Source organism: Roseofilum sp. Guam, assembly GCF_017746735.1.
In the GTDB taxonomy this organism is placed as follows: domain Bacteria; phylum Cyanobacteriota; class Cyanobacteriia; order Cyanobacteriales; family Desertifilaceae; genus Roseofilum; species Roseofilum reptotaenium.
In genome coordinates, this window is sequence record NZ_JAGHZN010000027.1 from 23,777 (window position 1) to 48,751 (window position 24,975).

The following is a 24,975-nucleotide window of genomic DNA, read 5'->3' on the forward strand; positions in this document are numbered from 1 at the left end:
GTCCATAACGCAACAGTTTTAACCGAAAATCCCTACAAAAAAAGGAGAACCGATCATGGTAGCGATTATTGCACCCGATGACCGAGATGCCATCTTATTGGGAACAGCAGACAATGATGAAATCCTAGGAAAAGAAGGAAATGACTACTTGTTTGGTTTAGAAGGAAATGATTGTTTAACTGGTGCAGGGGGACGAGATTTACTCAGTGGTAATACCGGTAATGATTCGATTATCGGTGGTGAGGGTAACGATCTCTGTTATGGCGGACAAAATGATGATCTTATCAGTGGCAATGATGGGAATGATTTTCTCTATGGAGATTTGGGCAATGATATCCTAAATGGCGATCGCGGCAATGATTACTTTTTTGGCGGTGAAGGGAACGATACTATTCAAGGGGGTGATGGGAATGATTTGATTTTAGGGGGTCAAGGAGATGATTCGCTAACCGGAGGTGCAGGTAATGATTTTATCTGGGGTGGACAAAGTATAGTCAACGATATGATTGATGGAGGAGAAGGGAATGATACCCTCAGTGGCGATCGCGGTGGCGGAATTTTGAGTGGAGGACCAGGCGCTGATGTTTATATTTTACGGGGTTCTCTAGCAACCGATCCGAGAAATAGACCCCTGATTTCTGGTTATCAAGAAATTGATGTGATTGGTTTAGCAGGAATTAGTGTTAATGATGTTGCAGTCATCCGAACCGGTCGTTTTGAAGCCAGAATCGATCAAATTAGCACAGGTGCAGTGATTGCTTCAATCTATGGTATCGATTCGAGTTTAATCTTCAACAACCAAGTGAGATTTCTAGAAGTGGATGTGGGATTGACTTGATAGTTCTAGAAAAGTAGAGTTCACAATAAAATTCTTTGATCAAAGAAAATTTACTGGACTGATTTTCTACGATCTACCGATTTGAACTGCTCAAATCGGAAATGTATATCGGCTGATTAGAAGTTTTTTAATAAAATCCGTAATCCGAAAAAGTGAAGTTGTAGGAGGGGTATCGACATAACTTAAAGTGATGTCCCGTTAAACGCGACTAGCTAGGTGTATGTATGCTCTTATTCTCCCCTCCAAATCACCAACGCCAATCGACTAAAATAATACCAAAATTAAACCTCTGTGTTGGTCTGGAAGAAACAAACAATATGGTGTGGCAAACGGGACATCAACTCCAAGATGGTCAATATACAATCGCGAGGAAACTCGGTGAAGGCGGATTTGGGATCACCTATCTCGCCCAAACCCAAACCGGCGACAATGTGGTGATTAAAACGCTCAACGAGAAGATCCGCAATCACAAAAACTTCGAGAAATGTCAGCAAGACTTTCTCAATGAAGCTCTATGGATTGCCAAATCGTCCCATCCGCATATTGTTCGCGTTGAAGAGTTGATCCAGGAAGATCACTTATGGTGTATCGTACTAGAGTACATTGAAGGAACCAATTTGGGTACTCTAGTAGATACCGAAGGAGCCTTACCTGAAGCCGAAGCCCTCCACTATATCCAACAAATTGGGGATGCTCTGAATACCGTCCATCATCAAGGGTTTTTGCATCGGGATATCAAACCGCTAAATATTTTACGGCGCAAGGGTGAAGCTTCAACCACACTGATCGACTTTGGCATGGCTCGTAAATTTATGCCTAATTTAGTTCAAGGTCATACCACCTATGTGAGTCGAGGTTTTGCGCCCATAGAACAGTATGACTGGCAATCCTTTCGGGGCCCTTACACCGATGTCTACGCGTTAGCAGCGACCCTCTATGCACTGTTAACCGAAGAAGTGCCAGAGTCGGCAACTAACCGCGATCGCCGCTTGGCTCGCAAGCAAAGCGATCCCCTCATTCCTCCCCAGGAAATTAATCCAGTAATTAGCGATCGCATCAATACCGCTATCTTAGCCGGCATGGCCCTCGAACCCGAAGACCGGCCCCAGTCTATCGAACAATGGTTTGATCTATTGGGAATTGTCCTCATTTCCCCGGCTTGGCAAGCCCCCCCTCCCATCAATGATACCGAGCGTAAGTGGAGTTCTGCGGTAGGAATGGACTACAGTCCTTTAGAACAACTCCTCGCTGCTGGAGACTGGCAGGAGGCCGATCGCCAAACCGACCAGATTTTGCTCGAAATCAGCGATCGCACCTCCCAAGGTAGCCTCACGGAAGAGGAAGTAAAATACCTCCCCGGTCGAGATTTGCGAACCCTTGACCGCTTATGGGTGCATTATAGTAACGGTCACTTTGGGTTGAGTGTCCAAAACCGCATTTGGCGGTCTTTAGACAAAAACTATGAAGAATTCGGCGATCGCGTCGGTTGGCGATCGCCCGACCACTCATGGTTAGCCTACGTCAAGCTTACCTTCGATCTTGGCGCTCCCCAGGGCCATCTTCCCACTTGGGGAAGACGGGGGCGCTTATGGCCCTACCTAGGATCACGACTCAAGCGCTGTGGACTATAGCGCTATGCACTGGTAATGGGTAATCGGCGATCGGTAAACTGATTTACACCAATCTACCCAATTTCCCAGTGCTATATACACAGAATCAGGAGAATTAACTATGGCATTCATTACTGCTGAATCCACTCTATCCGTTGAAGCTCTGACCTTCGTCAAAGTCAACTATGAAGCTGAACTCCAAGCTCACTTTAATCTAGCTGTCTCAGAACTTAGCGATCGTCAAATCGCCGAATTTGCCCTCGAAATTTCCACCACCATTCCTACTCTTGGTGAAGCAATTATTTCCATTGATGCTCAAGCAACAGGTAGCATCACCGGTACTCTAAACAATGGACAGATCCTGATTGGGGCAGGTGGAGAAGATACGCTAGTGGGAGGCAATGGTGACGATGTTCTCATTGGTGGATCTGGAAAATCCTCACGACGCACAGGTACTGCTCGTACACGCACAGGAACCGCTCGTACACGCACAGGGACTGCTCGGACACGCACGGGTACCGCTCGGACAGGTTCAGGTGCGACAGGTTCAGGCGGGGGTTCAGGTGGGGGTTCAGGTAGACTCTCAAGAATCTCTGGATTATCCGGTACTGACGGAGACGACGAAATAGATGGCGGAGATGGCAATGATACTTGCCTCGGTGGAGACGGTAATGACTCCTGCGCTGGTGGTGCAGGCAATGATTCCTGTGTCGGTGGAGACGGTAACGATACCCTAGACGGGGGTGATGATAACGATACCCTCATCGGTGGCGATGGTGATGACTCCTGTGTCGGTGGCGATGGTAATGACTCCTGTGTCGGTGGCGATGGTAATGACTCCTGTGTCGGTGGAGACGGTAACGATACCCTAGACGGGGGTGATGATAACGATACCCTCATCGGTGGCGATGGCGATGACTCCTGCTTTGGTGGCGATGGTAATGACTCCTGTGTCGGTGGCGATGGTAATGACTCCTGTGTCGGTGGCGATGGTAACGATACCCTAGACGGGGGTGATGATAACGATACCCTAGACGGTGGCGATGGTAATGACTCCTGTGTCGGTGGAGAAGGCGATGACTCCTGTGTTGGTGGCGACGGTAAAGATACTCTCGTCGGTGGAGAGGGTAATGATACTCTCGTTGGTGGAAATGGCAATGATAGCCTCGTCGGTGGAGAGGGTGCAGACAGTCTAGTGGGCGGCAATGGTAAAGACACCCTCATTGGTGGGGATGCCCTAGTTGGAGGAGAAGGAGATGACCTCCTAATTTGCGGCGATCGCACATCTCAAATTATTGGTGGTGCTGGATTTGATATAGTCAGCTTCATCAATGTACAGCTAGATATTTCTGTTAATGTGGGATTATCCATCAGCGTCTCTGCATCAGGAACCACTACTGTCACCGGAACCCTAGCAGGAGGTGTCCAACTCAACAATGCTATTGAAGGGGTTGAAGGATTTACCGGTTCCACGGGTAGCGACACAATTACGGGTAGCGAAAATGGCGATGCGCTCGATGGTGGAGAAGGTGACGACAACATTGATGGTGGAGAAGGCGATGATACCCTGACTTGTGGAGAAGGCAATGATACCTTAACGGGTGGCGTGGGTATAGACTTCGTATCCTATGTGGAAGCCTCTGTCGGCGTAGAAATCAACCTCGAAACCGGTATCACAGTGGTGGGTCAATTTGAGAACATTATTTCTGGATTTGAAGGCGCAATTGGTTCTCAGTTTGATGATGTGATTACCGGTGGTGCAGTTGCGGGATTAAGCCTGGAAGCTGGCGGTGGTAGCGATACTTATAAATTAACTGCTGCCAATGCTGTGGGAACCACAATTAAAGATAGTGGCGGTATGAGTGATGTCATCGAGGTTGAAGGGGTTACCCTATCTTTACCTCCACAAGGTGAAGATGCACCACCAGCAACCGGAACTCAGGTTTTACGCAATGGTACGGATTTAGTCGTCGATCTCGATAATAATGGCCAGTTTGACGCAGCAAGTGATTTGGTAATCGCTGATTTCTTCTCCTTTGAAAGCAACTCTGGAGGAGCAGGTGTGGTTGAACAAGTTGGGAATTTAACGAGTGCAGAAATTCTCGCCGCCTTCCCCAACCCGGAACCCCCAACTACGGTTACTGACCCCGTTGTGCCTCCGAGTTCTACAACAACGACTACCACCAATGTCTCCGTTCAAGTCACCACTGAGTTTAACGTGAGCATCAATAATGATGTGGTTGTTGGTACGGCTGGAGCTGATGTGGTTCTTGGTTTACAAGGTAACGATCAAATTAATGCTGGTGCAGGGGATGATTCTGCCAATGGTAACCAAGGTGATGATACGGTTAACGGTGGTGCCGGTAATGATACTTGTTACGGCGGACAAGGGGATGATGCCGTTAGTGGTGGCGATGGTAACGATATGGGTTCAGGCGATCGCGGTAATGATATCGTCAATGGAGATGCTGGCGAAGACCAACTCAATGGCGGCCAAGACAATGACTCTATTGATGGTGGTGCAGATAATGACAACATCTTTGGTGGTCAAGGAAATGACCTGATCAACGGTGGTGATGGCAATGATGTCATTAGTGGTGATGCTGGTAAAGATACCCTTATCGGTGGTGCAGGTAATGATGTCTTCGTTCTGCGCACCGGAACCGCAGCCACAACCGTAGCCGAAGCCGACCTGATTTTAGACTACCGCGAAGGCGATACTATTGGCTTGACCGGTGGCATTACTCCCAATGACTTGACCTTCACCGTAGTCAACGGTAATACCATTATCGAGGTAACCAATAATGGTGTAACCTCCGTTCTCGGTATCGTCAATGGTGTAGCGCCTGAGCAACTCAGCTTTAGCACTGCTGACATTCAGGTGAATGTTACGGGTAATGTTTCTGTCATGAGTAGCGTCTTTGTCGGCGGCAATATTGGCTCTCAAGCCTTTGCTGTTGGTGCAACTGCTTTTGCCAGCGTTGACTTTAGTCAGTCCTTTGCGCTGGTGTAGTTTCTCCATTCTGAGCATTTAGATTAGGTTAAATCCTAATCGAATAGGGGTAATTCATGAATTACCCCTACTTTTTTGTTGGGCGATACAATACAAACACGCGAAATGAACCACAGCAGCCCATAACAATTGGAATTTCTTGACGTTTAGGGTAGATTCTCACCCACATTACCATGATGGAATTTATCAGCCCCAAAACTGATTTCCCCCTTAAGCACATCTTTGGCTCTCAAAAAAGTAAAGATATCTTGATTCTCAGTACAGGACAAAAGGCTTGAAAAGAAAAGGAGGAAACTTGACGATGAAAGCATCATTACCTCAAAGATGCGTGGTATTTGGTTAACAGGGCATGGGGGACTTGATCGGCTGGAAATGCGAAATGATATTCCCGTCCCCCAACCCGGTTCAAATGATGTCCTCATTCAAGTGAAATCTGCTGGGGTGAATAATACGGATATCAACACCCGCGTTGGTTGGTATTCTAAAGAGGATACTGCTGCTGAAGAGACGGGTTGGACCGGTCAGCCCCTTGTCTTTCCTCGGATTCAAGGCGCTGATGTGTGTGGCTATATTGTCGATGTTGGTGCCAATGTTAGCCCAAGCCGAATTGGCGATCGCGTTTTGGTCGAACCTTGTTTAGTTGAGGCTAATGGGAAATCCTTGTCTTCTCCGTGGTATTTGGGGTCGGAGTGTGACGGAGGATTTGCCCAATATACAATGGTGGCATCGCGTCATGCCTATCGGGTCAATAGTCCCTTGAGCGACAGTGAGTTGGCATCTTTTCCCTGTTCCTATTCCACGGCAGAAAACTTGCTCACCCGCTCCCAGGTGAGTGCAATGGATCGTGTCCTGGTGACTGGCGCTTCGGGTGGAGTGGGTTCGGCAGTGGTTCAGTTAGCCAAAGCACGAGGTGCTGAAGTCATTGCTATCACATCTGGCTCCAAAATGTCTGGAATACTGGATTTGGGGGCATCTACTGCCATCTCTAGAAATGACGATCTGTTGACTGTTTTGGGACACAACAGTGTGAATGTCGTGGTAGATTTGGTTGCTGGATCGCAATGGCCTGTCTTGCTTGATGTTCTCCAGCCAGGAGGTCGTTATGCGACGGCAGGGGCGATCGCCTGCCCCCATGTTTCCCTCGATGTCAGAACCCTGTACTTAAAAGATCTGACGTTCTTTGGTTGCACCCAATTGGAGCCATCTGTTTTTTCTCACCTGATTCAGTCTATTGAAACGGGACAGATTCGCCCTCTTGTGGCATCGACCTTTCCCTTAGAGCAAATTGCTCGGGCCCAAGAAATGTTTCTGGCAAAAAAATTCATGGGGAAAATTGTACTCACCTTGGACTGAGGACAATTTTCTAGAGCGATCGCACAGACGGGAGTTGTTTATCCCATGGTTATGACAATCTCAGCTATTCAAGTGGAGCGAAGTCTTTGCCAGGCATGTGAGTAGTACAGCGCTTCACGCGCCAGAAGGGTAATAGTAATGGGCAGAAGGGAAAATCATTTTTCACGCTATGCGTGCCCATTTTTCAGGCTTTTCACGGGAAGGCACGCTCAAGGAAAATTCCGATCCTTGTACCCTATAGCCAAGGAAACTGCTGTATCCTCTTACAGTTTATCTGTCAGGGCTTTTGCTACGGTAACCAAGGTACTGTTGCTGCGTACCATCATCGCATGGGGGAATACAGACAGCTTAACATTTTTGCCCACAGGCATTTGTGAACTTTGTGCCGGCACAATGACAAAATCGTAGGGAGTCCAAAGAGAACTAAACTTGACTTGCTCTAACTTGTGCATATCTGCATTTAAATCGGCTAAAAATCCACTCCCCGGACGCATTTGTACACAACCAATAAACGGCAATAAATAAGCCAGATAAGTCCCATGATGGGGAGAAGAAATGGTGATAAATCGTTGAATTTTATCCAGTCCTCCCAAGCGCTGGACATAATAGCGACTGACTAAGCCCCCCATGCTTAAGCCGATTAAATCAATGGGTTGATCGGGGGCAAAGGTTTGATCGACATAGGTTTTAATTTGTAGGGCTAGTTGATCTAATCCCACAATTGAGGTGTTGGGAACGACATCAAATCGATGGACTTCCCATCCGCGCTCTTTTAGGTATTTTGCCATGCGGTTAAATACATAGGCTTTACGAAAAATACCATGAATGAGCACTACGGGATTACGGGAGTTTGACATATCAATTCAATTCTTAAACACTTACAGCATTTTGTGCTGGGGAATAGGGAATAGGGTTGTGGTGCATGGCGAGAGAGGATTCAAGCTTGTGTTTCATAACGCAAGCAAAGTGCTGTATTGTTTTTTTGTCACTCAGGTCACTCGGAATCTGCTGGGCACTTTAGGTTGACAATTCGGGGCAATTGACTGATAATCAATTTTCCTTAACTTCCTAACCTTACTATAACTCCTGCTTATCTTGCTTCACTTCTCCTCTTTACTTTTTCTTTAGGAATTACCTGTAAGAATTAAAAAATAATCATTCTTGAACGTTGCGTCTGCGCTCCCTTCAACTCTCCGTGTCCTCCCATTCCCCCATCTGCCCATTCCCTCACTCTCCAAAGTTTGATACAATAGTTAGTTATGACCTTACGATGGGGTCACAGTTTTTGGCGATCGCACATGAGAGACAAAGAACCCCTAACGTAATGGGGTATCGTATTTCAGTCCCATAACCGAGGGTTCAGGCTAAAGCATAGAACTTGGCTGCCGGTTGTGCAGTAAACGAGGGTCACGCTCTTTCCCCCCTGCGATCGGCTGGCGGCGAGCAACCCAGAACACCAGCGAGACAAATTGAATGCGTAAGCTGCTTACCTATTACTGACATGCATAATTTGAGGAAATTGGATGCCAAAGCAAATTATTATCGCCGAGCAGCATAGATTAGCTGCTGTTTTTGAAGAAGATCAAATCCAAGAACTTGTAGTCGCCACAGGAAGTCATCAAGTTGGAGACATTTATCTCGGTAGCGTAGAGAACGTCTTACCCGGTATTGATGCGGCTTTTGTGAATATTGGCGATGCCCAAAGAAATGGATTTATTCATGTGACGGATCTCGGCCCTCTGAGGCTCAAACGAGGCTCAGGAACGATTACGGAGCTACTGGTTCCCCAACAAAAGGTACTGGTGCAGGTGATGAAGGAACCCACGGGTTCTAAGGGGCCGCGCTTAACCGGTAACATTACCATGCCCGGTCGTTATTTGGTGCTGATGCCCTATGGACGAGGGGTGAACCTATCCCGGCGAATAATGGGGTCTCAGGAGCGATCGCGCCTACGTGCCTTAGCAATTCTGATTAAACCGACGGGGATGGGCTTGTTGGTGCGCACCGAAGCCCAAGGTATGGCTGAAGAAGCCATTATGGAAGACTTGGAAGAATTACTCGGCCGCTGGGAATCAATTTTAGCTGAAGCGAGTTCCGCCGTTCCCCCAGCCTTATTGGGTCGAGATGATGATTTTATTGTCCGCGTCCTTCGGGATATGTACACCAATGATGTCAATCGCATTGTGGTAGACTCCCATACCGGTCTTAAGCGGGTGAAACAACAAATTATTAACTGGAATGCTGGTAAAATCCCGCCGGGTATCTTGATTGACCATCACCGGGAAAAGAACTCGATTTTGGAATATTTCCGGGTGAATGCAGCCATTCGGGAAGCGCTCAAACCCAGGGTAGACTTGCCTTCCGGAGGCTACGTAATTATTGAGCCAACGGAAGCCTTAACGGTGATTGATGTGAACTCTGGCTCGTTTACCAGTTCAGCCACTGCTCGTGAAACCGTACTGTGGACAAACTGCGAAGCAGCCACCGAAATCGCCCGTCAACTGCGTCTCCGTAATATTGCTGGTGTGATTATTGTCGATTTTATTGACATGGACTCCCGCAAAGATCAGTTAAAGGTGCTGCAACATTTTGAAGAAGCCCTCTTAGCAGATAAGGCTCGCCCCCAAGTAGCCCAACTTTCAGAGTTGGGTTTAGTTGAATTAACCCGTAAACGCCAAGGGCAAAATATTTATGAGCTATTTGGCCATACCTGCAAAGTGTGTAATGGTTTAGGCCATTTGGCTACTCTGCCAGGAGAACTCGAAGAGCCTCCCTCTGCTTTACCCGATCGCTCCTATACTGTAGGACGGGAAACGCCAACTCCAGAGCGCTTTACTGAAACTCCAGCTCCCACGCTTAAGCCAGACTTTTCTAATGATTTTGGCTCTAGCTCTGAGTCTGGCTCCAGTTATGGAGAACCGTCATCCCTGCGAAGTTCTGCGGGTATGGATGAGATGGGAGAAGGCTTTGCAGCCGATGAGGAGGCGATCGCCAGACGGACTCGCCGCCGCCGACCGGAGACCAAAGATTCAGGCGGATATGGGTATCAGGAACCGTCCTATCGCAGTGGCGCTGATTTTTCAGTCACCACTCTCCATGAAGGATCGCGGCCTTCTGATGTTCGCTTCTCCTCTCGCAAAGATTATTGGGATAAACCCACTAATCCCCGTAAACGTATCGGGGGACGATCGATCGAGGCTCCTCCAGAGGTGGTCAAGGTTCCCATGACCGGTGAAGAGCAAAATATCTATGCTTTAATGGGCATTTCCCCTCTGGTGTTGTTGCCGGATGGAGAAAACAAAAACCCAAAAGCAACCATTGTCCAGGTTAGTTCAGTAGATGCCCATGATTCTGAGGGTTCAACTGTAACCCTGGTAGCGACTCCAGAGATTCGGGAAGAGATCTCCCCAGATTCAGAGGAAACGGCTAAAGAAGAAGGCAATTGGGGATGGATGTCTCCGACTCTGGAACAGAAAGACCTGAGTAGCCCAACTTCACAGGAAGAAGCGCTCGATGAGGGAAGTGTTGCGGAAGAGGAGACGGATGAGGAAATCCCAGAACCTCGTCGCCGTCGTCGCCGTCGCTCTTCTGCGGATTCAGAATAATTCATCATTATTTTGGATCGAGTCATTCGAGTGGCAGGTATTGATGAGGTGGGCCGAGGTTCGCTCTTCGGCCCAGTGGTGGCTGCTGCTGTGATGATCTCACCTGAAGTAGAGCGTCAATTGCAAGATTTGGGAGTCAGAGATAGTAAGACGTTGAGCCACCGAAAGCGACAGACCTTATTGGGAGTTATTAAAGACTTGGCTCTTGATTGTCAATTGGGTGTTGCATCGGTGGCAGAAATCGATCGATTTAATATTTTACAGGCATCGTTGTTGGCGATGAAGCGGGCGGTGCTGAAACTCGCGGAGGTTCCCGGAGTGTGTTTGGTGGATGGCTGCCATGAGATTCCCCAGTTAGACAGGGTTCAGAGGACAGTGGTGAAGGGCGATCGGACGGAGGTGGCGATCGCCGCTGCCAGCATCGTTGCTAAGGTCTGGCGTGATGAATTGATCACTCGCTTAGATCCGTTGTTTCCTCACTACGATCTGAGGGCGAATAAGGGCTATGGCACCAAGAAACACCGCCTGGCGATCGCCCAGTTTGGCCCCTCTTGTTTGCATCGGCGATCGTTTAAACTCAAGTCATTCCAGGCTCAATAAATAGGTGTTATAGCAAGGGAAAGGAGCGCTAAGACTGCACCTATTGCCTACCATAACCAACTCCTTCTCTGCTATATCTTCAAGAATTGACTTTCGAGAGAGAGGGATGAAATTCGTCCCTCATTCTAGAGATGCGATCGTAGCACTCTGGAGGGGTCAAGGGTAGATGTTTTAGGTAAAAGAATGTCACTTGATTCCCCGATTCTAATAAAAAAATTGCTTCTGTCTCTGGACAGTAAGTATCGACTGCTTCCAAAATGTGGGCGTTCATAAAATGATGGCGTACAATTCGGGTATCGGGAATACTCAGCCAAGCATTGAGAAAAGGCGCGAGACGAAAACGAGGAACAAAGGCAGCCGAGAATGTTTCACCAGTTATCCCCAGATGGGGATTGTGGGTAGAACAAACGACAACCCCACGAGATCCACTCAAATAGCCAGCCCAAGCATTATAGGCGATCACCATGAAGTTTGTCGCAATAAACTCCTGTTCCCAGTTCAAGTGATCATTTTCCATAAGAAGTTGGGTTTGTATAGACGTTCTCTATTCTCTCGGTGGTATATAGCAAGGCACTCGTTAAGTTAGGACAGCTAAATTGTGGTTTTAGGGAACAGGGAACGGAGAACCAAAAATGTCTTTATCCCTCTTCTGTCACTCTTGGAAATTCTGACGTTTCATGTCCCCGAAGCAGAAATTTCCGTCATTACAGCCCGCGATCGCGAAGCGATGCGGAGCATTATCGCTAACGAAAGAATAAGGATTTCACCCCCCTTTTTTGGACAGTGACAGAAGAGGGTTATATCAAATCCCAAAAATTACGCTACACATCAATCCCCGTGTCTGGAGAGTCTCCCCCTAGCCCTACTTAAAAAAAGGGAGGTAAAAAAGAGGGCAAACGCATTACAACATAGCAGAAGAAACTGCTATCTTCTCGCCTAACCTATGCTTTATTGCGCTATGTTTGTTGTGTTACTTATGGATTTATGGGCAAGGTAAGCGAACCCTTGCACTGAATCGGGTGCAGAGCGCGATCGCACCAGTAGTGCGGAGTATTATAGCTCTTTGTTGATGGTAAAAATATTGAATTAACTATCATCCGTACCTCGCAGATGTTATAGAGCATGGACTAGCGATCGGCGGGCATTCTGACTCGGAGGTGATATATTCTTCCTTCACAGTTGCGGGACAGCGGCAGATTCTCACTGCACTTTCCCCGTTTCCTCTAGCGGCTGATCCCCACTAGAACCGACTTTCAGACTCAACTATATCACAAAATCTCCACTCTCACCATAGTTGGGGAGATAGACAGACTTACAGAGAGTTTTACACAAGCTTCGCTAACGCACTCCGTATTCATGTCCGCGAAGTGGATCAAGCAAGACTCGCGAGATGGCGAGTATTCCTTCATTCCACTGCATTCCATTCCCAATGATCTCTCCGCGTATTTGATTTCCAATCTTGCGATATCATCGAATCAGGTCACCTATTGAAGTATATCGATGTCAGTCTCAGAACACGATCGCATCATCTGCCAGTTCCTAGAAGTCCTCACCCAGGAACGTGAAAAAGAGGCAACTCGCATCAGTCTTCTCGTCTCCTCAATGCCTTGAAGAACATCCAAGAAACCACCGATCGGATTTTGCATAGAGATCCCAACATTGACCTAACCAAACCCTATGTACGCTCAGGGATTAAAACTGCCTAACAGAATTAGGTAAAGTGCAAAAAAGAGAAGTCTAAAAACCGTGATTAATGGATTCCCAAAACTCTATAAAGTAACATTGCGTCTGTTCACATATCACTGGCAAACGGGAAGTTTAACCAACACCGATCGCATTGATATGAGCCGTTCAGAAATCCAAGCCTATTATGAGGTACTTTTAAGGGATTATCACGCCAGTGACTCCCAAGGTTCGCCGCTTCAGGTTCAGTGGCGCTCAGAACAACCCCAAGCACAAGCCTTTGACCTGTTAGAGATTCAGGCAGATCATAACCGCCAAATTCAACATTTTATTCTGGCGTGGCTGCCTCCTATTAAGGGTTTTTTCTATCCCCAATTGTTTGATGATAGTTATATTGGCTCGTTTACGTTCTACTTGCCTGACTTGAGCGGTAAAGATGGATTAACGCTTGCAGAATTACAGACTCTAAAACCTTCAATTCATTATTTTAGTGGTACAACGGTTAGCGCTAAGGATAATCTGGAGGAGCAAAAACTGTGCCAAGTCTTAAGAGCATCCTTTTTGGGTAAAACCCTAATCTTCAGTGCCCAACTGAGGGAAGAGCCGGAAGACTTAACAGAATTTGCCCAAATCTGTTTACTAAGTTTTTTAGGTTTACCGTCTGTGGAAACTGCACCGCCGTTAAGAAATCGTTGGCGATGTTTTAAGGGGTATGTATATGAATTTTGTGGTCCAGAACTCGATGGATATTATGGTAAAATTTGGTTGTTTCTGACCTTTGGTCAAGAGAGTATTACGAGCTTAGACCGGGCACAACTGGAATTAGCAGAATTGTTTTTCTACGATCATAAGAATTACAGAAACTATGAAGATAGTCAGCAAGCCTATCAGAAAGGATTAGAAAATATCAACAAGATTGAACAAATCTCTCAAGAATTGACGATCAATATTTGTGACAATAAATCTCCTGATTCATCCCCATTACAGCTCGACCAGCTTAGGGCAAAGTTGAAGATACTGCTGGATATTTCCCTCTCCTATTCGCAAAATTTGCGCCGTTTATCCGATTTCCACAATATGATTGATTTGCATCGGGAGAATTATGAACAGAAAATCATCTATATTGAGAACATTACCGACAGTAATTTAACTTCGACGCTGAAGTTAGCCGATCGCCAATTTCGTAAGTTCCAAAAGCAAATCACCGCTAACCTCACCTATCTCGGAGAAGGCGCACGACTATTGGATACGGCGATCGCCACGATTCGTGGTTTAATCGAGATCGAGCAAGCAGAGGGCGATCGCAAGCTACAACAGCAACATCAAGACCTACAAGACCATATTCAGGCGATCGGTATTGGGATCGGTGCCGGGGCGATCGCAGCCTCTAGTTCCACATTGATTTTTAAACAACAAGCGATGACGGTTCCGTTTTTCAGCAAACATCCCGGAACATATCCCCATCCCTTTGTTATTGCCGTCGTACTCAGTTTTGGCTTCGCGATCGGTTTTTGGGCAATGGCTAAATGGGTCTTACCCCGAATTTTGCCTAAAAAGAGATAACGGTGCAAGTTGTGCAATTTTCAGGGTTTATCCTCCTCAGCTCTTGATCGAAGTTCAGAAAAGCGTTAACCCAAAAACATCTTAAGAAATAAGATAAATGATATTGAGCCTTACTTCAAGAGTGCTACTCTTCAGTTAGTGTCTCTTTCTTTAGAGAAGTTTATGGTCAAAAATATAGGATTGAAGCTTTTCTTTCAATTCCTCTAGTTAATATTATGGTTAATTGTAATTTATGTTACTATTTAAATTCAAAATTTCCCAAGTAATAGATCGGCAGTTTCAATGATATAATCCAGGCCAGTTGAGCGGAGAAACCCTGTGTTGACCATGTTTTTTATACGAAAGCGTGTTAATCGGATGTCTATTTGGGCGATCGCTTTATCTATCCTCACTGCGGCCTGCTCTGCACCGAATCCGACAGGCTCTGCCGATCTCAACTCTGATTCATCTGTCGCAGAAGTCAAGGAACTCTACATTGCAGTTATTCCCGATCGCAGTGCAGAAATACAACAGGAAAAAAAGCAAAAATTTGCCGCCTATTTAGAATCCACCCTAGGCATTCCGACGGACTTTGAAATCACTCCAAATTATGAGACTTCCATTCAACTTATCGTTGAAGAAAAGGTGGAAATGGCTTATTTAGGCCCTTTTTCTTATATCAAAGCCAAAGATCAAAATCCTAATATTGAACCCCTCGTTGCCCACATTGAAAAGTCTACTGGCCGCCCTTGGTATACTGGGGTGATTGTGGCCGATACCAGTCAAGGAATTAAAAGTTTAGAGGATTTGCGAGGTAAACGTTTTGGTTTTGTCAGTCAATCTTCAACCTCGGGTTATTTAGTCCCGAGTGCCCAATTTCAAGAGATTGGGATTAATCCAGAGGATGATTTTGCACAGATCGACTATGCGGGAAGTCATGATAAAAATACTATGGCGTTGGCGCAAGGAAAAGTAGATGCGATCGCTATTGAAGAAAAAGTATACCAGAAAGCAATAGAATCAGGGGAATTATCCAGCGATCGCTATACCATCCTCTGGCAATCCGATCCTTTACCCAATGCTCCTCTGGTGATTCGCTCTACCCTTCCAGATAAGTTCAAGCTAAAGGTTCGTAAAGCATTGATTGAAGCACCTCCAGGCTTAGGATTGGTTGGAGGAGATCAAGCTTCTGGCTATACTTCAGTCCAAGATGAAGATTATGAACCCATTCGTCGCATTCAAGAAACCCTAGGATTAGACAACTCAGACTGATTGATGAATTTATGAAAATTTCTACCAAATTTCTTGCATCTTCAGTTGCTGTTATTGGGTCAATTACCATCGGTATGGGGAGCAGTATTATGGTTGTGAATCAAGCTGAAGAATCATTATCTAAACGTCGTCAGATTAACCGTCAATATCTTTCGGGAATGTTTGAATTACATCGCAATTTAGAAGAGCAGGTTGTTTCCCTCAAAGATTTTGTCATTCTGGATCAATCTCCAGCTAACTTCCAGAAATATGAAAAAGCTCACTCAAAGTTTCTTTTGCATTTGGATGAATTATCTCTTGGATTACCGAATTCTAGCGAAATTGAAATCTTACGTCGTCGTCATAATGATTTACATCAGTTAAGCAAAAGATTAACCCATTCCCAAGACATCACGAAGCAAAAACAAGATTTAAAATCCATTAATTGGTTTGCCGCAGACATTAATTTTTCTTTGAAATCATTAGTTGAATACGTTCATACGATGGAATTGCAAACAGAACAGTCTGCGGCTCAACTCAAGAGAGATAACCGCATTTTTCAAGCTCTATTGATCGTTGGATTATCTTTTGTTGTTTTCTGGCAATGGAAATGGATTATTTTACCGGTTATTGAATCCCTCGATCAACTTCAGTATGGGACTAAAAAAATTGGGAAAGGAGAACTCAATTATCGTCTTAATATCATCACTGGTGACGAAATTGAGTCCGTAGCCAACACGTTCAATAATATGGCGGAACAACTATCGGATTCGTACCAAATGATGGAACAAAAGGTTATTGATCGAACTACGGAACTAGAAGAGAGCAATCGCCAGTTAAAGATGGTGCTAGCCGAGCTTAAAGAGACTCAATCTCAATTAATCCAAAATGAAAAAATGTCTAGCTTAGGGCAAATGATTGCAGGGATTGCCCATGAAATTAATAATCCAGTTAACTTTGTTTATGGCAATCTTAATTATTGCGAACAATATATTAACGATCTTATCTATTTGATCAATCAGTATCAGAAAGATTACCCTCAGCCAAGTCAAGGCGTACAAGCAGTCTTTGAGGAAATCGATCTGGAATTTTTGAAAAAAGATATTAAAGACATTTTGAATTCAATGAAAGCAGGGGCTATCCGAATTCGAGATATTGTCAAATCGCTACGGACGTTTTCTCGTCTTGATGAAGCAGAAAGGAAAGAAGTAGATATTCATGAAGGGATTGAAAGTACTTTGATGATTTTGCAGCACCGTATCAAGCCGAACCCTGATTTGGGAGGAATTGAAATTGTTAAAGACTATGGAGATTTGCCTAGGGTGGAATGTTATGCCAGTCAGTTAAATCAGGTGTTTATGAATGTCTTAGCTAATGCAATTGATGCCTTAGAAGATCGAGTGAGTTCTGAACAGCCCGGTCAAATTACTATTGTGACTCAGGTAACGGAAAATAGATTTCTTCAGATTCAGATTCGGGATAATGGCCCTGGTATTGATGAAACGACTCAAGATCGCCTTTTTGATCCGTTTTTCACAACTAAACCAGTGGGTAAAGGAACGGGTTTAGGATTGTCTATTAGCTATCAAATTGTGGTTAATCAACATAAAGGACAGCTATATTATCAGTCTCAGTTGGGAGAAGGGACAGCATTTATAATTGAGATTCCTTGTACACAGCAGATGTTAATCAGTAATCCGTCATGAGGGATGAGTCATAAGTAGGAGTTTTTCCCCATTTCCCCACCCTAGTGCGAAGCACTGTATGATATGGCTTGCAGTTCTATTATCCTTATCCATTGTGTCGTTATCTTTGAGTCTTGAAACCCAAGCTGCTCTGAAATATCTTCAGGTGTTTAGCGTGCAACCGGAGTCTGTGGATCTGAGTGTACCAGAGCAACGGCAGCAACTGCGATCGCAGTTAATCCAGATTACAAGTCTAGCCGATCATCATAATTTTGGGGTTTGTGCCGATCAAGGGACGGAAGGGTTTACCGCTCTTGCCCATTATTTGAGCGCTTTGGGCTATCCGGTTCCCTTTAATCTGGTGCAGCTACCAGCAATCGATGAACCAGTTTATATTAAATTCAATGGCCAGACCTTAGCCCATTATCACGATAGTTATACTGGAGATTATCGGGGCGTTTTGATTTCTTGTTTATCTTCTGACTACGATCAACTCAATGGAACCTTTGGATATTTCCCTTTAAATCTATTTGACGATCATGTAATCGTTACTCAGTCTTAAATTGTTCGTCTAAGACCAGCGATTGATGGGTTCTTGAGAGATAAGTGGCTTAAGACTCTTGTTAAAACTGACATCAAAAACCCGGTAGCTTGTTTAGGAATAAACTACCGGGAAGGTCAACAGATGCATAGAACTTAAGCGTTTCTCTCACAAAGTTTCAACACAGATTAGAACTCTATCCATTCAGACAAAGACTCACCATTAAACGGTTGTACGCCAACGCTGGGATATTGATCGCGGTTAGGGCTAAAGATTTCGCCAATCGCATCAAACATATACATCACTATGTCGTTTATAGCAGAAAACATATTCATAACTCTCTCCTTTCTTGCAATTGAGATCATTGATTGATTCTTCTATATTTTGATTATAGCAATCCCCTGACAAGTGGGATCGCTACGCTACTATTCTTTATATTCTGTTGCGTTTAGTCATATGAATAGTTGCAAAAATACATGAAGATTTTTTCATGTATTTAGATAAAGAAGATGGTGAGTGATTACTTCATAATAAGGGGAGAGGCTCTATATACAGCGCTTTGCGCTGGGGAATAGGGAATAGGGTTCTGGTACATGGAGAGAGAGGATTCAAGCTTGTGTTTCATAACGCAAGCAAAATGCTGTAAGAGGACAGGAAGATTGGGGACAAGCAATATTGGTGTCAAAAACTATAATAGATAAGGGCAGATAGCCATTTCTGCGATCGCTAACACGAGAATAAGCGAGCTAATGTCTTGTTTTTGATGATGTGAATTCGAGTTTCTGAAAAAATGGTTGACACATTTATGGTTATATCTACTATAATGAGAAGGGAAGTAGCCTTAAAGGAGGCGATCGCCAAGATGGAAGACTCCTTACTCACCCTGAACCCAGAAGACAATAGCCTATTGACAGACCTCTATCAGCTCACGATGAACGCCTGTTACATCGGTGAAGGTATAGAGGAACATCGAGCCAGCTTTGAACTGTTCACGCGCCGTTTACCCCCAGGTTTCGGTTACCTGATTGCCATGGGAGTGCAACCGGCACTGGAGTATTTGCAAAACCTAGCATTTACGCCTGCTCAGATCGAAGCGCTACGAGCAACCGGCATTTTTAACCATGCGCCTGAAACATTCTGGACAAAGTTAGCTCAATTTCAATTTACTGGCGATGTTTGGGCTGTACCTGAAGGAACGGCTATTTTTGCCAATCAACCCCTGTTGAGAATAGAAGCCCCCCTTTGGCAAGCTCAACTGGTAGAAACCTATTTACTCAATACCTTAAATTATCAAACCCTAATCGCAACCAAAGCTGCCCGAATGCGGGATAGGGCTGGCGATAAGGTCTCAATTCTAGAATTCGGCACCAGACGCGCCTTTAGTCCCCAGGGGGCAATGTGGGCAGCACGATCCGCTCTAGCGGGGGGAATGGATGGTACATCCAATGTACTAGCCGCCCTGAAATTGGGTCGCAACCCAGTCGGAACGATGTCTCATTCTTTAGTTATGGCGATCGCCGCCTGCGAAGGCACAGAAGATGCTGCCTTTCAAGCCTTTTACCGCTATTTTCCCCGCGCTCCCCTACTGATCGACACCTATGATAGTCTGGCAGCAGCCGAACGGTTAGCCGAGCAGATGCAAGCAGGAACTCTAGATGTTGCCGGTATTCGTCTAGACTCGGGCGATCTGGTTTCCCTTTCGCAGAACATCCGCCAACAGTTACCTGGAGTTCCCATCTTTGTCAGTGGAGACATTGACGAATATGAAATGCAGCGCTTAAACCAAGGAGGGGCTTGTATTAACGGTTATGGAATAGGAACAAAATTAGTTACCGGTTCCCCAGTGAATGGAGTCTACAAACTGGTAGACATTGAACAGATACCCGTCATGAAACGCTCCATCGATAAAGTCAGTTATCCCGGACGCAAACAAATCTTTCGGCGATCTAGTGAGGGAAAATATAGTGGAGATCGCCTAGGTTTAATCAACGAATCCCCTGAACCGGAAGAAATGCCCCTTTTGCAACCCATGCTCAAAGCCGGACAACCCTTCGTCCCTCCCGACTCCCTGGATATCATCCAAGAGCGTACCCGCACCTGTGTCCTGAATCTTCCCCCCTCCTGTCGCTATTTAGAAGATCCCACCCCTCTCCCCATGGAAATTTCCGCTAAACTACAACAACTGATCGAGGAGATGGAGGGATAGGGGGATGGGGGAGATCTCCAATGACCAATTACCGATGACCAATGACCAATTACCTATGCTCAAAACTGTTGCTCTTTTTGGAACCAGCGCCGATCCACCCACTCAGGGACATCGAACGATTCTTGAATGGTTGAGCCAACACTATGATTATGTAGCAGTTTGGGCCTCAAATAATCCATTTAAGAATCACCAAACCCCTTTAGATCATCGTCTGGCGATGCTTGACCTATTGATCGAAAATCTCAAAGACCAATATCCTAATATTGGCTTATATCCGCAACTGGGCTATTCGCGATCGCTAGAATCAGTAACCGAAGCCCGTCACCTCTGGCCTCAAGAACGGTTTATCCTTGTGGTAGGTTCCGATCTGATCGCCCAAATGCCCAAGTGGTATCAAATCAAAACTTTATTGGAGAACGTTGAAGTTTTGATTGTACCGAGATCGGGCTATGCCATCAAGTCAGAGCAAGTCCAAGCGCTCGTCGAGTTGGGAGCAGAAGTGGCGATCGCCGATTTTGATGTTCCACCTGTGTCCTCAACAGCGTATCGTGAAAGAAAGGAGACCCAAGTTATTACGCCTCCCATCCAGGATTACATCCATCGGGAGCAGTTGTATCATGCCAGAGAGCCATTCAAAACAAACTCACAAAGAGCCGTTAGCTGATTTTAAGGTGGGCGTAGATAACGTCATCTTTTCCGTTGATAGCGTCCTCAACCGACTCCTCGTCCTCCTAGTGATGCGTCATGAAGACCCCTATCTCAATCAATGGAGTTTACCCGGAACCCTCGTCCGTCGCTCCGAATCCCTTGAACAAGCAGCCTATCGCATTCTCTCAGAAAAAATTCGCGTCCAAAATCTCTATCTGGAACAACTCTATAGCTTTGGTGACCCTGGACGCGATCCGAGGGAAGCGCCCGATCAATATGGAGTTCGGTATCTTTCGGTCAGTTATTTTGCCTTAGTGCGTTTTGACGAAGCTCAACTCATTGCCGATGGAGTCAGTGGTATTGCTTGGTATCCCATTCATCAAGTGCCAGACCTAGCATTCGATCACAATCAGATCCTAGAATATGGCTACAGACGTTTACGCAACAAATTGGAATATAGTCCCGTGGCCTTCGATGTCCTACCGGAGATGTTCACCCTCAACGACTTGTATCAGCTCTACACTACGGTGTTAGGGGAAAATTTTTCAGACTATTCTAACTTCCGCGCTCGGTTGCTGAAGTTGGGATTTCTCTATGACACAGGGGTGAAAGCATCACGGGGAGCAGGAAGACCTGCCAGCCTTTATCGATTTGATGCGGAAGCGTTCGATTTACTAAAAGATAAACCCATGGTGTTTATTTGATGAGTGCGATCGCATGACTAAAATCTACAATAACCCCGGACAAATCCATCAAGCCGAACGGATTGAAGTAACAATTCGTTATCAGTTTAATGAAAAGGAATATCTTTGGCAACTGCTGAAGTCAGGTCGAGTGTTAATGGAGGGCAAAGCTCTCGATGAATCAGGCGATCGCTTGCTATTTCTGGGAGAAGCAGTTTTACAGATGATTGCCGCTGATTGTTGTTATGAACGACCCAAAGCTTGGATTGAATTTCTAGAACCGAAAACCTTGGGACAATTAGCCGAGCAATTGGAAGTAACCAATTGGATACAAATTCGGGTCGATCATCCCGGACACTGGTCTGATGAACGGTTGATTCATTTAGGAGAGTTCCTAAAACTGCTCACGGGTCTCATTTACCTCGATTGTAATTTTTATCAGGTTCGGGATTGGTTTGTGGGGCAAGTCATTGGAATTGATAATCCCCTCATTCCCCCAAATTATCCGGGGAGTGGTTTACCCTATCGCGATTTCTCTCATTTGGGCAAATCTGCCTTAAACTTAATTGCCAGTGATTACTTATTTGCTCGATTTCCCGGAGTCCCCAAAGAGGTCTTATGCCATATTCGAGAAGGGTGTAAGGAAAAAATGCTAGATCTGGGTGAATTCGAGGAAAAAACCTTGGGAAAACACTATGTAAAAGGTCGATTTATTTTTGTGAGAAATAAGTTAATTTCTTTAATTCAAAAAGCTGAAAAATAAGTAGCTTGTTTAAATTAAATCCTATTTTCTTGTCTTCAGGATATGGTGACAACTAGGGTTTCTTTGTACCCAATTCCCCATTACCAGCGCAAAGCGCTATAATTTATGAAAATTGCTATCGCTCAACTCAATCCCACTATTGGTGATTTAGAAAAAAATGCCCAAATGATCCTCAAATCAGCAGAAATTGCTGCTGCTCAGGGCGCTCTAGTCTTGCTCACGCCTGAATTATCTCTTTGTGGTTACCCTCCCCGTGATTTGTTAAATTATCCAGTTTTCGTTGATAAAATGAATCACTTAATCGAAGATTTAGCTCAGAAAATCCCACAAAATTTGATAGTTTGTGTGGGGACAGTAACCCGAAATGTATCCGCAACTAAACAGGGAGGAAAAGAATTATTTAATAGTATTGTAGCTCTCTACAACGGAGAAAATTTAGCTGAATTTCATAAACGATTGCTACCAACCTATGATGTCTTTGATGAAGACCGTTACTTTGAACCGGGCCATGAAAGTCAAGTGTTAGTCATACAGACGGATCGAGTCGATCTGAGGATTGGAGTCACCATTTGTGAGGATTTATGGAATGATGAACAATTTTGGGGGAAGCGGTCTTATCCCATTAATCCTTTGGCGGATTTAATGGATAAAAATGTGGATATTGTTGTTAATCTATCTGCCTCCCCATATAGCTTAAATAAGCCAGGGTTAAGACGCTCGATGTTAAGCTATAGCGCCAATCGATATCAAGTCCCGATTCTTTATGTGAATCAGGTCGGTGGTAATGATGATTTGATTTTTGATGGTCATAGTTTGGCGGTCAATAAAACGGGAAAAGTTGTGGCTCAGTTACCAGGATTTAAGTCTGATTTTCAAGTCCTCACTTTCGATCAAAAACAGCAGGATTTGCTGGGCGATTCTCAACCTCTTTCTGAGGATGAAAACTTGGAGATTTGGTCAGCATTGGTATTAGGAGTTCAGGACTATGCTCGTAAATGTGGGTTTGGTCAAATTGTGTTGGGATTAAGTGGAGGAATTGATTCTGCTTTAGTCGCAGCGATCGCCGCAGAAGCGATCGGTCCGTCTGAAGTTCTCGGTGTCCTCATGCCTTCCCCGTATAGCTCAGAACACTCGATTACGGATGCTCTGCAATTGGCTCAAAACCTCGGTATTCAAACCCAAACTCTTGCCATTGGAGACTTAATGAGCGGTTTCGATCGCACCCTTGAACCCCTATTTGCTCAAACAAAACCCGGTGTAGCGGAAGAAAATATCCAATCTCGCATTCGGGGAAACCTGTTAATGGCGATCGCCAATAAATTTGGTCATCTGCTTCTTTCTACCGGTAATAAATCGGAGATAGCAGTCGGATATTGCACACTCTACGGAGATATGGACGGCGGTTTAGCGGCGATCGCCGATGTTCCCAAAACCCGCGTTTATAGCCTCTGTCGTTGGCTCAACCAGAGTTCAGGAAAAGAAATTATCCCCGAACATATCTTAGTTAAACCCCCCAGTGCCGAACTCAAACCTAATCAATGCGATCAGGATTCTCTCCCCGATTACGATACCCTCGATGATATTCTCCAGCGTCTCATCCACGATCATCAATCCCCGGAGGCGATCGCCGATGCAGGTCGCGATCCAGCCATCATCAATAAAGTGTTACACTTGGTCAAACGGGCTGAATTTAAGCGTCGCCAAGCGCCTCCTGGCTTGAAAATCACCTCCAGAGCCTTCGGTACAGGATGGCGAATGCCAATCGCCGCCAAAGGTATTCCCAGTCTAACGAGTAAAGAATAAGAAAGACGGAAAGCACGATCAGAGGTTTTAAGACATGATCCAGAACGTGACTCAAAATCCCCAAAAGCTATTCACGTCTGATTGCGTAACTTCGGGTTCACCCACTCATTCAATCCTTCACCTACTAAGGATAACCCCACCACCATCAATGTCATCGCCATGCCAGGAAAAAGGGCAGTCCACCAAATACCTGTGGGTAGAACTTCTAGGGCTAATCTGAGATCGTGTCCCCATTCCGGAATGTCTTCAGGTAACCCTAAACCGAGAAATCCTAAACCCCCTAATGTCATGATCGCATCGGCTCCATTGAGGGTAAATAATACGGGCACGCTTTGAATCACATTGAGGAATAAATAGCGGGTTAAAATGCGCCAAGTTGAGGCTCCCATGGCTTGCGCCGCTTCCACGTAGAGTTCGGTTTTGACGCTGATGGTGTGGTTGCGAACGACACGATAATATTGGGGGACATAGGCGATACTAAGGGCGATCGCCGCATTGAAAATCCCTCGTCCCACCACAAACGCCAATGTAATCGACAACAATAAGCCCGGCAACGTATAAAGGGTATCCATGGCGAATAGGACAACGCGATCGAATTTACCGCCCTTATAACCACTCACCAACCCCAGAGGCACGCCCACCATAATACTCAGGAGCGTGGCTAAAATCACCACTTTCCAAGCCGCTTGCGCTCCAAACAAAGTACGAGAAAACACATCATAGCCCAACCGGGTTGTACCAAACCAATATTGGCCAGAAGGCGGTGCTTGGGGCGGGTTCATCAGCGCTTCTGTGGGATCTTGCAACCATCCCCAAGCCTGGAAAACCGGGGCAAACAGGGCAACAATGAGGAAAAATAGGGTAATGACAATGCCGATCGCCATTAACCGCATCGAAAGATTCGGCGATCGCCCCACCAACCGAGAAAACCATCCAGACTTAACAGAAGCCATAATCTAAGCTACCGTATGGCCAGCCGCCGTAACTGCACCATGGATCTCCTGCTCTGACGAACCTGTTTCCACCGTCACCGCTTTCGTTTCCAAGACAATATTGACTTGGGCGCTACTGTCTGTTTTGGCGATCGCCTTCTTCACGGTATCGACACAGCCCTCGCAAACCATTGACGGAACCTTAAACTCCAACTTCAT

General features: G+C 45.6%; 20 protein-coding genes and 1 riboswitch. Of the genes, 15 read left to right on the top strand and 5 right to left on the bottom strand.

The genetic code is table 11. The annotated features are described in order from the left end of the window. Positions 1-55: 55 nt before the first annotated feature. The 4 genes from J7529_RS12105 (at position 56) to J7529_RS12120 (ending at position 6,814) form a co-directional block, all read left to right on the top strand. Positions 56-838 (top strand): calcium-binding protein, encoded by a 783-nt coding sequence (locus J7529_RS12105; RefSeq protein WP_318729169.1) that lies wholly within the window; start codon positions 56-58, stop codon positions 836-838. 317 nt (positions 839-1,155) lie between these two features. Further along, positions 1,156-2,469 carry a serine/threonine-protein kinase gene (locus tag J7529_RS12110; RefSeq protein ID WP_318729170.1) on the top strand — a complete coding sequence of 438 codons (1,314 nt, stop codon included), beginning with the start codon at positions 1,156-1,158 and terminating at the stop codon, positions 2,467-2,469. A 100-nt stretch (positions 2,470-2,569) separates the two neighbouring features. Then, entirely contained in the window at positions 2,570-5,461 is a 2,892-nt protein-coding gene (locus tag J7529_RS12115) for a calcium-binding protein (RefSeq protein ID WP_318729171.1), read from the top strand. Positions 5,462-5,785: 324 nt separating this feature from the next. Continuing rightward, on the top strand, positions 5,786-6,814 hold the full coding sequence (locus J7529_RS12120; RefSeq protein WP_318729172.1) for an alcohol dehydrogenase family protein: 1,029 nt from the start codon (positions 5,786-5,788) through the stop codon (positions 6,812-6,814). A gap of 263 nt (positions 6,815-7,077) precedes the next feature. Here the strand turns inward: J7529_RS12120 and J7529_RS12125 are convergent, their stop codons facing one another. Beyond that, positions 7,078-7,671, bottom strand: a complete 594-nt coding sequence (locus J7529_RS12125; protein ID WP_318729173.1) for an esterase/lipase family protein — start codon at positions 7,669-7,671, stop codon at positions 7,078-7,080. A 666-nt stretch (positions 7,672-8,337) separates the two neighbouring features. Here J7529_RS12125 and J7529_RS12130 point away from each other — a divergent pair. After that, a complete protein-coding gene (locus J7529_RS12130; RefSeq protein WP_318729174.1) occupies positions 8,338-10,419 on the top strand; it encodes an Rne/Rng family ribonuclease in 2,082 nt (693 codons plus the stop codon). A gap of 12 nt (positions 10,420-10,431) precedes the next feature. Next, entirely contained in the window at positions 10,432-11,019 is a 588-nt protein-coding gene (locus tag J7529_RS12135) for a ribonuclease HII (RefSeq protein ID WP_318729175.1), read from the top strand. 79 nt (positions 11,020-11,098) lie between these two features. Here J7529_RS12135 and J7529_RS12140 read toward each other — a convergent pair whose 3' ends face one another. Further along, complete coding sequence (locus tag J7529_RS12140) at positions 11,099-11,536, bottom strand: hypothetical protein (protein ID WP_318729176.1); 438 nt, start codon at positions 11,534-11,536, stop codon at positions 11,099-11,101. A 601-nt stretch (positions 11,537-12,137) separates the two neighbouring features. Further along, positions 12,138-12,285: riboswitch (cobalamin riboswitch) on the bottom strand. A gap of 480 nt (positions 12,286-12,765) precedes the next feature. Between J7529_RS12140 and J7529_RS12145 the strand changes: the two genes are divergently transcribed. From J7529_RS12145 to J7529_RS12160, 4 genes are all read left to right on the top strand, one after another. Continuing rightward, positions 12,766-14,265, top strand: a complete 1,500-nt coding sequence (locus J7529_RS12145) for a hypothetical protein (RefSeq protein ID WP_318729177.1) — start codon at positions 12,766-12,768, stop codon at positions 14,263-14,265. A gap of 327 nt (positions 14,266-14,592) precedes the next feature. Beyond that, on the top strand, positions 14,593-15,516 hold the full coding sequence (locus J7529_RS12150) for a phosphate/phosphite/phosphonate ABC transporter substrate-binding protein (RefSeq protein WP_318729178.1): 924 nt from the start codon (positions 14,593-14,595) through the stop codon (positions 15,514-15,516). 11 nt (positions 15,517-15,527) lie between these two features. Further along, a complete protein-coding gene (locus tag J7529_RS12155; RefSeq protein WP_318729179.1) occupies positions 15,528-17,201 on the top strand; it encodes an ATP-binding protein in 1,674 nt (557 codons plus the stop codon). Between the two features lie 58 nt (positions 17,202-17,259). After that, the gene (locus J7529_RS12160) at positions 17,260-17,742 is read left to right on the top strand and encodes a DUF1824 family protein (RefSeq protein ID WP_271945183.1); all 483 of its coding nucleotides are present in this window, start codon (positions 17,260-17,262) and stop codon (positions 17,740-17,742) included. 167 nt (positions 17,743-17,909) lie between these two features. Here J7529_RS12160 and J7529_RS12165 read toward each other — a convergent pair whose 3' ends face one another. Then, complete coding sequence (locus J7529_RS12165) at positions 17,910-18,050, bottom strand: hypothetical protein (protein ID WP_318729180.1); 141 nt, start codon at positions 18,048-18,050, stop codon at positions 17,910-17,912. Between the two features lie 494 nt (positions 18,051-18,544). Here J7529_RS12165 and J7529_RS12170 point away from each other — a divergent pair, with 494 nt between their 5' ends. From J7529_RS12170 to J7529_RS12190, 5 genes are all read left to right on the top strand, one after another. Continuing rightward, positions 18,545-19,927, top strand: a complete 1,383-nt coding sequence (locus J7529_RS12170) for a nicotinate phosphoribosyltransferase (RefSeq protein ID WP_318729181.1) — start codon at positions 18,545-18,547, stop codon at positions 19,925-19,927. Positions 19,928-19,931: 4 nt separating this feature from the next. Beyond that, positions 19,932-20,591, top strand: a complete 660-nt coding sequence (locus tag J7529_RS12175; protein ID WP_271945189.1) for a nicotinate-nucleotide adenylyltransferase — start codon at positions 19,932-19,934, stop codon at positions 20,589-20,591. Beyond that, entirely contained in the window at positions 20,545-21,279 is a 735-nt protein-coding gene (locus J7529_RS12180) for an NUDIX hydrolase (RefSeq protein ID WP_318702313.1), read from the top strand. Before J7529_RS12175 ends, J7529_RS12180 begins: the two co-directional genes overlap by 47 nt. A 13-nt stretch (positions 21,280-21,292) precedes the next feature. Continuing rightward, positions 21,293-22,021, top strand: coding sequence for a hypothetical protein (locus tag J7529_RS12185; protein WP_271945195.1), 729 nt, complete (start codon positions 21,293-21,295; stop codon positions 22,019-22,021). A gap of 105 nt (positions 22,022-22,126) precedes the next feature. Next, the gene (locus J7529_RS12190; protein WP_318729182.1) at positions 22,127-23,824 is read left to right on the top strand and encodes an NAD+ synthase; all 1,698 of its coding nucleotides are present in this window, start codon (positions 22,127-22,129) and stop codon (positions 23,822-23,824) included. 71 nt (positions 23,825-23,895) lie between these two features. On the opposite strand, the gene J7529_RS12195 is transcribed toward J7529_RS12190, so the two are convergent. Both J7529_RS12195 and J7529_RS12200 read right to left on the bottom strand, forming a co-directional pair. Continuing rightward, a complete protein-coding gene (locus J7529_RS12195; protein WP_318729183.1) occupies positions 23,896-24,777 on the bottom strand; it encodes an ABC transporter permease in 882 nt (293 codons plus the stop codon). Between the two features lie 3 nt (positions 24,778-24,780). After that, complete coding sequence (locus J7529_RS12200) at positions 24,781-24,975, bottom strand: heavy-metal-associated domain-containing protein (protein ID WP_318729184.1); 195 nt, start codon at positions 24,973-24,975, stop codon at positions 24,781-24,783.

Excerpts from the sequence above, each read along its gene's own strand:
- J7529_RS12105 (WP_318729169.1), top strand. The coding sequence starts at position 56 with ATGGTAGCGATTATTGCACCCGATGACCGAGATGCCATCTTATTGGGA.
- J7529_RS12110 (WP_318729170.1), top strand. The coding sequence starts at position 1,156 with ATGGTGTGGCAAACGGGACATCAACTCCAAGATGGTCAATATACAATC.
- J7529_RS12115 (WP_318729171.1), top strand. The coding sequence starts at position 2,570 with ATGGCATTCATTACTGCTGAATCCACTCTATCCGTTGAAGCTCTGACC.
- J7529_RS12120 (WP_318729172.1), top strand. The coding sequence starts at position 5,786 with ATGCGTGGTATTTGGTTAACAGGGCATGGGGGACTTGATCGGCTGGAA.
- J7529_RS12125 (WP_318729173.1), bottom strand. The coding sequence starts at position 7,671 with ATGTCAAACTCCCGTAATCCCGTAGTGCTCATTCATGGTATTTTTCGT.
- J7529_RS12130 (WP_318729174.1), top strand. The coding sequence starts at position 8,338 with ATGCCAAAGCAAATTATTATCGCCGAGCAGCATAGATTAGCTGCTGTT.
- J7529_RS12140 (WP_318729176.1), bottom strand. The coding sequence starts at position 11,536 with ATGGAAAATGATCACTTGAACTGGGAACAGGAGTTTATTGCGACAAAC.
- J7529_RS12150 (WP_318729178.1), top strand. The coding sequence starts at position 14,593 with ATGTTTTTTATACGAAAGCGTGTTAATCGGATGTCTATTTGGGCGATC.
- J7529_RS12155 (WP_318729179.1), top strand. The coding sequence starts at position 15,528 with ATGAAAATTTCTACCAAATTTCTTGCATCTTCAGTTGCTGTTATTGGG.
- J7529_RS12160 (WP_271945183.1), top strand. The coding sequence starts at position 17,260 with ATGATATGGCTTGCAGTTCTATTATCCTTATCCATTGTGTCGTTATCT.
- J7529_RS12165 (WP_318729180.1), bottom strand. The coding sequence starts at position 18,050 with ATGTTTTCTGCTATAAACGACATAGTGATGTATATGTTTGATGCGATT.
- J7529_RS12170 (WP_318729181.1), top strand. The coding sequence starts at position 18,545 with ATGAGAAGGGAAGTAGCCTTAAAGGAGGCGATCGCCAAGATGGAAGAC.
- J7529_RS12175 (WP_271945189.1), top strand. The coding sequence starts at position 19,932 with ATGGGGGAGATCTCCAATGACCAATTACCGATGACCAATGACCAATTA.
- J7529_RS12180 (WP_318702313.1), top strand. The coding sequence starts at position 20,545 with ATGCCAGAGAGCCATTCAAAACAAACTCACAAAGAGCCGTTAGCTGAT.
- J7529_RS12185 (WP_271945195.1), top strand. The coding sequence starts at position 21,293 with ATGACTAAAATCTACAATAACCCCGGACAAATCCATCAAGCCGAACGG.
- J7529_RS12190 (WP_318729182.1), top strand. The coding sequence starts at position 22,127 with ATGAAAATTGCTATCGCTCAACTCAATCCCACTATTGGTGATTTAGAA.
- J7529_RS12195 (WP_318729183.1), bottom strand. The coding sequence starts at position 24,777 with ATGGCTTCTGTTAAGTCTGGATGGTTTTCTCGGTTGGTGGGGCGATCG.
- J7529_RS12200 (WP_318729184.1), bottom strand. The coding sequence starts at position 24,975 with ATGAAGTTGGAGTTTAAGGTTCCGTCAATGGTTTGCGAGGGCTGTGTC.